This is a genomic window from Janthinobacterium sp. 1_2014MBL_MicDiv (assembly GCF_001865675.1).
Taxonomy (GTDB): domain Bacteria; phylum Pseudomonadota; class Gammaproteobacteria; order Burkholderiales; family Burkholderiaceae_D; genus Janthinobacterium.
Window position 1 is genome coordinate 4319587 of sequence record NZ_CP011319.1, and the last position, 11558, is coordinate 4331144.

At 57.0% G+C, this 11558-nt stretch carries 14 protein-coding genes; 12 read left to right on the plus strand and 2 right to left on the minus strand.

Features of this window, described 5'->3' with window-relative positions; genetic code table 11:
• Nucleotides 1–196 precede the first annotated feature (196 nt).
• Entirely contained in the window at nucleotides 197–1063 is an 867-nt protein-coding gene (locus tag YQ44_RS18695; protein ID WP_071324668.1) for an AraC family transcriptional regulator, read from the minus strand.
• 89 nt (nucleotides 1064–1152) lie between these two features.
• On the opposite strand from YQ44_RS18695, the gene YQ44_RS18700 reads away from it, so the two are divergent.
• A complete protein-coding gene (locus tag YQ44_RS18700) occupies nucleotides 1153–2583 on the plus strand; it encodes a cytochrome P450 (RefSeq protein WP_232250941.1) in 1431 nt (476 codons plus the stop codon).
• 273 nt (nucleotides 2584–2856) lie between these two features.
• Here YQ44_RS18700 and YQ44_RS29085 read toward each other — a convergent pair whose 3' ends face one another.
• Nucleotides 2857–3627, minus strand: a complete 771-nt coding sequence (locus tag YQ44_RS29085) for a hypothetical protein (RefSeq protein WP_156894908.1) — start codon at nucleotides 3625–3627, stop codon at nucleotides 2857–2859.
• Between the two features lie 495 nt (nucleotides 3628–4122).
• On the opposite strand from YQ44_RS29085, the gene YQ44_RS18705 reads away from it, so the two are divergent.
• From YQ44_RS18705 to YQ44_RS18745, 11 genes are all read left to right on the plus strand, one after another.
• Nucleotides 4123–4347, plus strand: a complete 225-nt coding sequence (locus tag YQ44_RS18705) for a tail protein X (protein ID WP_442905834.1) — start codon at nucleotides 4123–4125, stop codon at nucleotides 4345–4347.
• Between the two features lie 64 nt (nucleotides 4348–4411).
• On the plus strand, nucleotides 4412–4783 hold the full coding sequence (locus YQ44_RS18710) for a hypothetical protein (protein WP_035820867.1): 372 nt from the start codon (nucleotides 4412–4414) through the stop codon (nucleotides 4781–4783).
• Nucleotides 4783–5343: a glycoside hydrolase family 108 protein gene (locus YQ44_RS18715; RefSeq protein ID WP_071324670.1), complete on the plus strand. Its 561-nt coding sequence runs from the start codon at nucleotides 4783–4785 to the stop codon at nucleotides 5341–5343. Before YQ44_RS18710 ends, YQ44_RS18715 begins: the two co-directional genes overlap by 1 nt.
• The gene (locus tag YQ44_RS18720) at nucleotides 5340–5852 is read left to right on the plus strand and encodes a lysis system i-spanin subunit Rz (RefSeq protein ID WP_071324671.1); all 513 of its coding nucleotides are present in this window, start codon (nucleotides 5340–5342) and stop codon (nucleotides 5850–5852) included. Before YQ44_RS18715 ends, YQ44_RS18720 begins: the two co-directional genes overlap by 4 nt.
• A complete protein-coding gene (locus tag YQ44_RS18725; RefSeq protein ID WP_071324672.1) occupies nucleotides 5836–6324 on the plus strand; it encodes a phage tail protein in 489 nt (162 codons plus the stop codon). Before YQ44_RS18720 ends, YQ44_RS18725 begins: the two co-directional genes overlap by 17 nt.
• Nucleotides 6321–6788 carry a phage virion morphogenesis protein gene (locus YQ44_RS18730; protein ID WP_071324673.1) on the plus strand — a complete coding sequence of 156 codons (468 nt, stop codon included), beginning with the start codon at nucleotides 6321–6323 and terminating at the stop codon, nucleotides 6786–6788. The genes YQ44_RS18725 and YQ44_RS18730 overlap by 4 nt, the downstream gene beginning before the upstream one ends.
• A 322-nt stretch (nucleotides 6789–7110) precedes the next feature.
• The gene (locus YQ44_RS18735) at nucleotides 7111–7437 is read left to right on the plus strand and encodes a Pepco domain-containing protein (RefSeq protein WP_156894910.1); all 327 of its coding nucleotides are present in this window, start codon (nucleotides 7111–7113) and stop codon (nucleotides 7435–7437) included.
• Nucleotides 7434–8693, plus strand: coding sequence for a hypothetical protein (locus tag YQ44_RS18740; RefSeq protein ID WP_156894911.1), 1260 nt, complete (start codon nucleotides 7434–7436; stop codon nucleotides 8691–8693). The genes YQ44_RS18735 and YQ44_RS18740 overlap by 4 nt, the downstream gene beginning before the upstream one ends.
• Before the next feature lie 279 nt (nucleotides 8694–8972).
• Entirely contained in the window at nucleotides 8973–9320 is a 348-nt protein-coding gene (locus YQ44_RS28350; protein WP_232251316.1) for a phage virion morphogenesis protein, read from the plus strand.
• A 140-nt stretch (nucleotides 9321–9460) separates the two neighbouring features.
• A complete protein-coding gene (locus tag YQ44_RS29090; protein ID WP_156894912.1) occupies nucleotides 9461–10711 on the plus strand; it encodes a DUF4427 domain-containing protein in 1251 nt (416 codons plus the stop codon).
• 171 nt (nucleotides 10712–10882) lie between these two features.
• Entirely contained in the window at nucleotides 10883–11554 is a 672-nt protein-coding gene (locus tag YQ44_RS18745) for a phage baseplate assembly protein V (protein ID WP_232250942.1), read from the plus strand.
• Nucleotides 11555–11558 lie beyond the last annotated feature (4 nt).

The following is an 11558-nucleotide window of genomic DNA, read 5'->3' on the forward strand; positions in this document are numbered from 1 at the left end:
CGCATCTCACACGCAGGGCCTGCAGGCGCCCTGCTCGCTTCCGCCAGGCAATAAAAACCGCCCGAAGGCGGTTTCATTATTTCTTGGCGTAGCGGTGCAATGCGAATAGCTAAGCCATATGCGGCTTTAACGAACTTTCAAGAGCCGTAGCTACTAAACTACCTATCTACGGACAAGCTTGCCGATGCATCGCTTGTCAGACCCATATGCGGTATAACCAATAGCTCTCATCCGACTGTGCAAGTGTAATCAACTCGCGCGGGCTTGCGCCCACCAATTCGCGTGCATCACGCGACAGATGAGCCTGATCCGCATAGCCCGAACGGGCCGCCACGTCGGACAGCGACGTTTTCCCCTGCTGCTGCTCGCGCGTCGCAGCCACTAACGATTCCTCGGCCCGCGCCAGGCGGCGCAGCATACGCAAGGGATGCCCAGTCCACGTCCGTACACGACGCTCCACCATTCGTGCGCTGCGTCCCGCGCCTGCCGTGGCGGCCCGCAGGGCGAGCGCTTGCAGCCAGTCGTGGATCGGCGCCCACAATGCGCCCTCGGAGCCTCGCTCCAGGCGCCATCGCGGCTCCAGCCAGTCTTCCAGCACGGCGATGCGAGCCTCATCGTCCGCAGCCATCAGCAAGGGCGCCGACAATGCCCGCCATTCTTCACCGAGCGCAGCGCCAAGTTCGGCCATATTGTTGATCTGGGCGGACATGTCCATCCCGGTCAGCCTATGCAGCGCATCAGCAAAGAACAGCACCGTAATCGTGTGCACGGGGCCGGGATTGGCAGTAACGCACGGCTGCGTGCGCGGGCCGGAAAAGACCGCGTCACCGGGGCCTGCCTCCTCGCCGGTGGCCGGCTCCACCAATGTGGCGCTTCCCTCGATCATCCATGTAATGGCGCAGAACGGCGTCGCTGGAAAGCGATTAAGACGCTGTGCTGGCGGCAACGGAGCAGAGCCGATGGTGCTGCGTACCAGCCAGGCCCGTACGCAGGAAGCCAGCGCCACGCGGGGGGCAACGAGGCGTGCAACAGTCGGCGGATAGATGGCATCAGGTGGCGTCATGAAAGCATTGTAGCGTGTCGCAAACGTTCAAGACTTGCTTGAGTGGCCAAACGATACTGCCTGCATCACATGCCAACCGAGGGAGCTTCATGAATACCGCTGCCATGCCCATTTCACGCGAGATCGCCGATTTGCCTGCTCCACCCACGCTGCCGTTCCTCGGCAATGCGCACCAGCTCAACCCACGGAATATCCACCAGACCATGGAAAAATGGAGCGGAAGCTACGGTCCGATATTCCGGGCAAGGATAGGGAGCCGGCAGGTGGTGGTGCTGTCTGACAGCGCAGCAATCAGCCAAGTACTGCGTGCGCGGCCCGACACCTTCCGCCGCCCCGCCGTGACGGCCGACATCTCGGCCGAACTGGGCGGCGCGCCCGGTCTGCTGCTGGCCGAGGGCGATGAATGGCTAACGCAGCGCCGCATGGTGATGCACAGCTTTTCGCCATCCATGGTCAAAGCGTATTTTGTGCGTCTGCGTCAAGTGGGCCTGCGACTGGCGCAGCGCTGGAGCACTGCGGCACAAGCGCAGCAGGAGATGGATCTTTCTGGTGACCTCAAACGCTACACGGTCGATGTGATTGCAGGTCTCGCCTTTGGTGAAGACGTCAATACGCTGCTCAACGGCGACGACAAGCTGCAGGAAGACGTCAGCGAAGTGATGGCCGGGGTGGCCCGCCGCTCGCTGATGCCCTTCCCTTACTGGCGCTGGCTGCGGCTTCCCGCAGACCGGCGCCTGGAACGCAGCGTACGCGCACTGCAGGCGGCGACGGACGGTTTCATCGCCCAGGCACGCAAGGCGCTTGCGGCAGATTCTGCTCTGCGCGCCCAGCCCGTCAACATGCTGCAGGCCATGCTGTTGGCGGCCGAGAAACCAGGCAGCGGCGTCAATCATGCCGTCATTTCTGGCAATGTCTCCACCATGCTGCTGGGCGGCCAGGAAACGACTGCAAGCGCGCTGGCATGGCTGATATGGCTGCTGTGGCGGAATCCGACGGCATTGAAACAGGCGCAACAGGAAGTGCTGAACAAGGTATCCGATACCCGCACGATGACGCCCGAACAGATGGATAGCCTCGACTATGTGGAAGCATGTGCGCTTGAAGCCATGCGCCTGAAGCCGCCCGCGCCATTCTTGCCGCTGCAGGCGCTGTGCGAGACCACCGTATTGGATGTGCGCCTGCCGGCGGACACCCTGCTGTGGTGCGTATTGCGGCACGACAGCGTGGCCGAGGCTTTCATGCCCGCCGCACAGCGTTTCAACCCGGAGCGTTGGCTTGGTGACGATGGCGCTGCCCGCCGATTGTCTCTACCGTTTGGCGCCGGGCCAAGAATGTGCCCAGGGCGCTACCTGGCACTGATGGAAATCAAAGTAGCGATGGTAACGCTGCTGGCCAACTTCGATGTGAGTCAAGTTCGGCCACTGACTGGTGCCGCCCCCAATGAAGTGATGGGTTTCACGATGATGCCCACGCCGCTGGCGATCACCTTGCGCCAGCGCGAATCGGCGGCCCTGGACTGACCGCGCTTGGACGGGGCTATTTTTTGTGGAGTACGTTATCTCTAGCGTGGCGGTAAACCGCCTCACCGCCACACCGCTTCAACGCCATGGGGCAGGTACAGGCAGCTAACGTGACGGTAGGCAAGCACGGCAGGCTCGATTCCCGCCGTCTCCACCAATCAATTCTTTAGAATCAAGCAGTAGCAAGAAGAAGGCTGTCATTATTGGGGTTGTTTTTGGGCTGTTTTAGCCTGGGAATGACAACAAAATGACAGCTTTTTTTTCGCCCGAAAACTAATCCTTCTCGCCATCACTCGGTGCCCCGGCTCGCCGCTCAGCCTCTAATCTTTGTGGTTCACCCATATCCACCTTCATGCTTTCGTTCATCGTCTCAGAGTCAACGATACGAAAACTATAACCATTTGCCAAGTCGCCCTGGTAATAAATCACTGCTGATATGTATTTACCACCAATAATTTCTCTATCTTTGTAAGGGAAACGGCTAGGACGATAGATTCCTACGGGAGTTCGCAGCCCGCCCCAAAGAAACGAAATAAATTTCGACTCAGGATTCATATAAGATGCAGGAACGGCATCTCCAGAAGTTACTCTAGGCTGTCCATACTTGGCCACAAGCATAACAATAAGACTATCTCGATTAATTGGGGGACTAAAACCCTGGTCAACAAAAACACTGGCCAGAAGGTCTCCTTGTGCTTTTCCAGAAAAAATAAAACGCGCTGAAATACAATTTTGTTGCAAATCACTGGTATCAGCGGAGCGACATGAATTATCTATAATTCCTTGATCATCCCCAGCCATGATCGCAAGAATATCAAATGAATTTTCTCTAGACTCCAACTTAACGTGAGGAAATTCATTTTCAGACAATTGCAACACTTTATCCGACGCATCGCCGAGAGAAATATTGCGATACTGCAGCATCGCTTCAGCTCCAACACTTAGAGGAAGACCCAATAAATAGATCGGCAAAAATCGCCGCACACACCGAGAAAGGTTTATCATTTTCACAGCTATAAAATATTCAATTATTGCTTCACGCATATAGTTTTATCGATCCGCCAACATAAAAATGCCTTCAAATCAAAGCGGACACTTAGCGAAGCTATGCATATTACGCGCACGGCCATGCTCTACCCGACCTGTTCGAATGGCATGCGGTGAGCACGAAATTGAGCCATGGCACGAATACGCCGCAAGCTGCCGCTCCGCTCGCCAACCTCGAATAAATGTGGACCGCAGGACCGCAATTCAGCCCCGCCAGGAATTGAAAACAGCCACTCCCGCGCCACCCACCACCCGCACAAAAAACCGCTCAAAGTGCGTCAAACTGCATCATAACGCACGCCCCCTCTTCGCCCTGCCACACCAGTCCTCATGCGCCCTCTGCCATGGCGCACATTTGAGTCAAAAGGCCCCTATTTAGCGGGCAGGTGTGGAGGGGGACAACTGCGCGCGCCGGGCCGAAACGGGCTTTTTCCTTGCCTTTGCGGCAACATCATGCGCTTGGACGAGAAAAAGCCGCCTCATGGGCGGCCTGTGGGGTGGCTGCAGGTCCGCGCACAGCAGCACGACACGGTAGACGCCCTGGTGTACCGCTACCTGGGCGGCGGCACGGGCTATGTCGAGCAAACACTGGAATTCAACCACGGATTGGCGCGCCACGGCGCCGTGCTTCCGGCCGGGCTGATCGTCACCCTGCCCGAGCCGGCACCCAGCACGGGCCAGGTGGCCGCAGCCGATCTTGTACAGCTATGGGACTGATCCTGGCATTTACCCTTTATCCATCATGAAAAATCTCTTCCCCCTTACCCCGGAGTATCAAGCAATGTCCGCAGAATCGTTTGGTGGTTTCGCCACCCTGGTCAAACTGTACGGCTTCAAGGCGGCGCTGGGCATGGTCGGCGCGGCCATGCTGTACATCGTGCTGCCGCCGTTGAATAGCGACGGCACCTTCAACAAGGGCGAATTCGTCGCCCGCCTGGCCTGCGCCGGTGTGTTCTCGTGCCTGCTGGGCGGCACTGTGTATCAACTGCTGTGCGCCCAGCTCCCGGCCATCGGCGCCATGGTCAACGCTTCCGCCATCGACCTCATCGTCGGCGCGCCCGGCTGGTGGGTATCGCGCGCCGTGGCCCTGTGGTTCCAGCGCCGCAGCGACAAGGACATCGCCGAGCTGGTCAAAGACGCGAAGGAGCATTGATGGTCACCACCGACAACCCGCTCATCGCGCGCGTCATCGACGCCATCCTGCGCGCCGATGGCGGCTATGTGAATGACCAGCACGACAAGGGCGGCGAAACTAACTTCGGCATCACCATGGCCGTGGGGCGCGCCAACGGTTACATGGAGCCGATGCGCGAACTGCCTGTGGCGGTGGCGCGCGCCATCTACACGGCCCGCTACATCACGGAACCCAAGTTCGACCAGGTGCTGGCCCTTCATGCCGGCATCGGCGCCGAAGTGATCGACACGGGCGTGAACATGGGGCCGCACCGCGCGGCCGAGTTCCTGCAGCGCTGGCTGAACGGTTTCAACGACACGGGCGCCCGCTACCCGGCCCTGTTCGTCGACGGCCGCCTAGGCGCGCAGTCGCTGGGCGCCCTTGCATCCTTCCTGACATGGCGCGGCCAGGATGGCGCCACCGTGCTGCTGCGCGCCTTGAACGGCTTGCAGGCGGCGCACTACCTGGACATCACCGAAGCCAACAAGAGCCAGCGCCGTTTTTTGTTCGGCTGGATCAAGGAACGGGTGGCCATGTGACGGCGACCACCTGGCGCCCGCTGGCCGCTGTTCTCGTGTGCGGCGCCATCGCGGGCTGGACGGCGCAGGGCTGGCGCAAGGACGCCAGCATCGCCACGCTGCAGCGGACGGCGGCTATCCAAACATCCATCGACACCAACGCGCTGGCCCAGGCCACCGCCCGCGTGCTCACGCTGGAGCGCGCCGCCGGCGCCGCCTTGGCGCAGCGCGCCGACCACCTCACCCAGGAGCAAACCCATGCGAAAACTGAACGCGACCGTTTCAGCCTTGATGTGCGCAGCGGTGCTGTGCGCCTGTCAATCCCCGTCACCAGCGGTCAGTGCGCCGCAACTGCAGATACCGCCGCTGCCGCAGGCCATCGCCATGAAACGCGCGCCGAACTTGACCCAGCGACTGCGGCAGCTCTTGACGCCATTGCCGGCGACGGCGACGACGCCACCCGCCAGCTGAACGCCTGCATCGAAGCCTACAACCTAGTACGAGACACCTACCGTGTACAAACCGAATAGCCTGCGCCAGCACCTGGCCGCCGCCATCCCTGACCTGCAGCGCGACCCCGACCGCCTGCTAGTCTTCGCCGACGAGGGCAACGTGGTGGCATCAGCCACCGTCTCGCTCTCCTTCGAATACCGCTTCAAGCTCAACCTGATCGTCACCGATTACGCAGGCGACGCGGACACCATCATGGTGGCCCTGATCGCCTGGCTCAAAGTCCACCAGCTCGACCTGATGGCCAACGAGGAAACCCGCAAGCATGGCATCGCCTTCGAGGTGGATTTTAATAACCATGAAACGGTCGACATTTCCATCAAGCTGGACCTGACAGAGCGCGTCGCCGTCAAGACCGGCGAAGCGGGCCGCCTGGACATCAAGCACCTGGCCGAGATACAGCACATGCCGACCTACGCGGACGAGTTCTGGAAGCTGTACGACGGCGACACCCTGCTGGCCGAATGGCGCACGCCCGAGGCAACGCCATGAACGACGACCTGCATGCCCTGGAAGCCTGGGCCGGCGCCCTGCTGGCCAAGCTGCAGCCGCCCCAGCGCCGCACCATCAATCACAAGGTGGCCATCGACCTGCGCCGCAGCCAGGCGCAGCGCATCAAGGCGCAGCAGGGGCCGGATGGCGCCGCGTATCCCGCGCACAAGCGGCGTAAGGAATTCAAGGGAAAAAATGGACGGATCAAGCGGGAGAAGGCGGCCATGTTCGCCAAGATTCGCACAGCAAAACATCTGAAGGTGGAAGCGACCGGTGACCAGATCGAGGTCGGCTTCTTTGGCTGGGTGGCACGCGTGGCGCATGTGCATCAGTTTGGCCAGCAAGACCGCGTTACAAAAAAAGGGGCCGCCTACAAGTACCCGGAGCGGCAGCTCTTGGGCTTGAGCGAGCCGGATCGGACACTGATACGCGAATCGCTGCTGCGTCACATGGGAAACAATTAAAACGCATCAATGCAATCTTCAACTGACATTAGTTATCAAATGAGTTAAAGTCGCACGATTCTGAGCGCTATCGGCCAACAGCGGACCGTGGTTCTTCCCTAAGCAACGGTCAGGTGCTTCTAACAGTCGCAATGCTGTGCCTACACGTTGATTGCTCATCAGATTTAAAAGGGGACAGTATCGAAAAATATCCGGGGAAATATCATCACCTGCATTCGGTGCAGTAATTTTCTGTTGCAATATTAACCACCATCAAGCATGAGTTGAATGCAGTATTGGCGCCCAGCGGCGCGCTTGTTGTTGGATGACTGAGGAGATGTACATGGACACGATCAAGATCTGGACGGAAGATGCACAGGCATCTGGAACAAAGTCTGCGCTGCCGAGTTTAGCGCGCGCGGCAGTTGCAAAGACTGTAGAAGTCAGTGGTGATGTACTGCGCGAGGGTATCAAAGGATTCGCCGCACAGTTTGCAGCTTTGCTCGATGGGACACCGATAGGAGAAGGCGGCGTTCTGATCGATGAAATCGAGCTGTCGCTTACTGTTACCGCCAGTGGTGGCGTTGAATTGCTAGGAAAAGTCTCGCTGGGCACGCAAGCTGCCATCAAAGTCAAACTGAAGCGCCAACCGGTTGTGGTACAGCCTTGATGCCAACGCCAGCGCAAGCGTACCTCGCCAACTTAATCGCGCAATATCCCTTGCCGATGCCGCAGGAAGTACGCCTGCAAGAGTTATTGAAAGAATGGGACATTGAGCGTGACGAAGTCGATACTGCATTGCACAATCGTGTGACCTATCTGCTCGAACAGTTGCAGCCAGCCCTGCCGCCGCCCGTTCAGGCGCTCATTGCCTCTGGTCATCTCGTCGCTGGAGAAATTGGCAACACGGTCCCGAATGCTCATATGACTCCACTTGGGGATGACCAATTCGTCGTCGTCCTGCATAGCGGCTTGTTCGAGTTCCTTTATCAGATTGCCAGACCCCTCGCAAGCGCGGTTTTTCGCATGCAAGATGCAGCGGGCCCTGGAATCGACGATCCGGAGTTTGCACGAGTTGTCGCTGAAATATTTTGGTGGCGCGAAGTGGCGGGGGAGATGTTCGGGCCAGAATACGCAGTCACGGACCATCAAAAGACTCTAGCGAATCTGCTTGCCATGCGAGCCGAGAGATTCCTTCTCGCGCACGAACTTGGCCACGTATCTGTTGTACTCAGCAGTCCCGGCATTCTTGACGAGGCGGAAGAAGAAAGCGTCGCCGATATCGCCGCGCTTACGTGGAGTATGCTCGCCAGTAATTTGTCGAGTAATGAAGCGAAGGATCCGATGTGGGCAATGTTGACGTATGCCGGCGCGGAATTGGCTCTTCAAATCTGGAATGTCATGTCGCGCCTCAATCTGGAATTTCTTCACGGTGTCCATCCGCCAGCGATGGCGAGAATCGACGTTTTACGCAAGACGCTTCGAACCTTTTGCGATTCTGATGCAATGTATGACACCATCACAATGGCTGCAATTGTCATTGAGCGTGCGTTCACTCAGGTGCACCAGATTATCGATCAGCCCGAGGGTCATGCCGAAATGTTTGAACGCCAGGCGAAGTTGCTGGTGTCCGATTTGCGTAGACTATTGGAGGACTGCTCGGCCGACGTAACGCCGGATTACTACCGTTTCTATGAAGCGGCCCCCCGATTATTCGCTCGTGGTTATCCGGAACAGGTTATAGAAGAAGTCCTGATGCAGGCAGTTGATGGCATGCGGGATACCCTGGCAAAAGCTCGGGAGGGGGGGACGTTTATTGATATCAACTCGCGCGCGTTCAAACAATACAAATTGTTATTCGGCCTTACTGAACATATGCCGGAGCCCGCCCGATTGATTTTCGCGCATTACCTGTCACTCGACTGATTACAAACTTATCGTTTTGTGTCGATGGCGTTGCGGGCTGGACATTCATTGCAGTGGGCACGAATGGGTCGCGGGGTCAGGTCTGCCATTCGGACAAGATCTCAGCCTTGGCATCGAGACCCACTGTCAATACGGCACGACTAACTATGCTGCGTATGCATATTGACGTTGAGCTTACGCAGAGACTTCAGCTTTGGGATTCGCATAGCTGGGCCTGTGTCTGAATTGCAGACCTGACCCTCAAACGCTGTCAACCTGCGCCGCAGCCAGGCGCAGCGCATCAAGGCACAGCAGGGGCCGGACGGCACGCCCTACGCGGCGCGCAAGAAGCGCAAAGAATTAAAGGCAAAGAAGGGGCGCATCAAACACCAGAAGGCCGCCATGTTCGCCAAGATTCGCACCACAAAGTACCTCAAGGTACATGCCGATCCTGACCAGTTGATTGTCGGCGTCGTGGGTAAAGTGATGCATATAGCGCGTGTGCATCATAAGGGTTTGACGGATAGCGTCTCCAAGAATGGCCCAAAATACAGCTACCCGGCCCGGACGTTATTAGGATTCAGTGAAGCAGATCGGACGTCAATACGGGATTCTTTTCTGCGCCACCTAGATTATCTTGAAGATTAGCGAAAGCACCCCTCAAGTGACAGCAGATTTTATTTGAGTTAGAGTCATGCAATCACAATCAACAAGCCGCATGCGTCAATTTCAAAAATTGAATCAACATAATCCAGCCGAATCCGAATAAGCACTCACAAGAAAATATTTTGAAAAATAATTATCGCTTCGATCTTTCCGACTATTTGATCCATTTTTTTCGAGATATCGACCTTGAGGGGCCAAATTCCATCTCGATGCCGGAGCATATGGGATGGCATAGCCTCTACGAAGATACCTACCTACCAGCCATCTTCATGCTACGCGCCGCATTGAAGAATGGCAGACTGTGGGCCACTTGGTCCTATCGTAACAATGTTCGAACTATTTATGGGCCGAATCCCGCCGTTTGCTTCACAGAAATGCCCATCGCAGCATTTGTCGAGTCGAGCCAATTACGGCATGCTCGCGGCGAGGCAATGGGCGAGGTAGCATTAGTTTTCCCAAAGAAAGAGATGCGCAACGTGGGAGTTCGTCAAGTTGTTTACGGTCTAAGTGAGGAACCGGCGACCTGGCCTAAAACTGCTCGCGATGGTTCGCGCACATTTTTAGAGCAGGAAATGCCACTAGCTGAACAGTACAGATATGTTCCCGATGTATCCTCAAGAACTCGCCAAATAGATTGGACTCACGAACGTGAATGGAGATGGCCATTTAAAGGAGAAGTACCGGTGCCCGAGATAGAAGGGTGCGTTAGCGATTGGTCGGAGATTCCTGGTCTAAATTTTTACTTAGAAAAAATTTCAGGAATTAGTGCTATTGTAAAGACTGCCAAGCAAGGGAAACTAGTCGCCGGTGATATGTTGGCTCTTGTGGATGCTGGGATCGCGCATGAACATACATTTAGTTTTGTTCTGGTCTCCGACGAACTACCTTCAACAACCAACATTCAAGATAGACAACAGCTGAGTTTAGCTATCCAATCGGCAACCATTGATTTGGATCAATACTTTTCTATTGACGCGAATTCCGTAAGAACAATGAATACATGGTTCAGAAATGAAGTTTCAAAGATAGAGAACTTGGCCGGCCCAGATGAGTATGGAGAGTTTGGTGGATGTTGGCTGTGGCTGCACGACGGAACAAGTCTCCTTGTTCGGTCTCTTATTAAGAAAAAACGTATTTTCGTTACAAAGGACGGTCGATATTTAGCGCATCTCTATGGGTATTCCGACGGCAGAAGTTTACGCCAGCGACAAAACATGACAGAACAATTGGCGCAACGTGTTAAGGCACAATTTAACGTCGACTGCTGTTACTTTTCGGTTCTCAATTCCGACGATCCGGACGAAGTCCCGTTTCATGCAGGAATAGAGGACGATGACATCCCATTTTTCAACAACACTTGGAACTACCTTTGACCAGTGATTTTGGTCGCTTGAAGACTACTAGAGTGATTATTTAATTAACCCTGGCAATACAGCAAAAAGCGGACGATTATCGACGTTCGAACTAATCTCATCAAGTATCACTAGTCATTAATCCGCATATCAACCCGCCCCCGCGTGCATCCGCACGCGGACTTCGGCAACATGCACTGCATGAATGCCGACCTGTCCGACCTCCTCCGCTTGCTGCAAAACCTGATCCGCCTGGGCACCATTGCCGAGGTCAAAGGGGCCAAGGCGCGCGTGCGGCTCGGGCCGACACTCACCACCGAATGGCTGAAATGGGCCACCCGGCGCGCCGGTAGCACGCGCACCTGGTCGGCGCCCACCGTGGGCGAACAAGTGATCGTCTTTTCCCCTGGAGGCGACCTGACGCGCGGCATCATCGTACCGGCGCTGTATTCGCAAGAATTTGACGCGCCCGACACCAGCCCCACTGTCCACACCACGCATTACCCCGACGGCGCCGTGGTGCAGTACGACCATGCGGCCCACGCCCTGACGGCCCTACTCCCCGGCGGCACGGCCACCGTCACGGCCGACACGGTCACATCGAACGCACCGAGCACCATCTGCACGGGCGACCTGACAGTCATGGGCAATCTGCTTGTCGAGCAATCCGCCACCGTCAACGGCGCCACCACCCTCAACGGCGGCGTCAACGCCAAAGCCGGCGCCGCTGGCGGCGTAGCCCTGGCCGTGCAAGGGACGATCAGGGCCAGCGAGGACGTGCTGGCCGGCGCCATCAGCCTGGCCAAGCATCCGCACGGCGGCGTCAAGGCCGGCGGCGACCAGTCGGGCGGGCCGCAAGCATGATGGG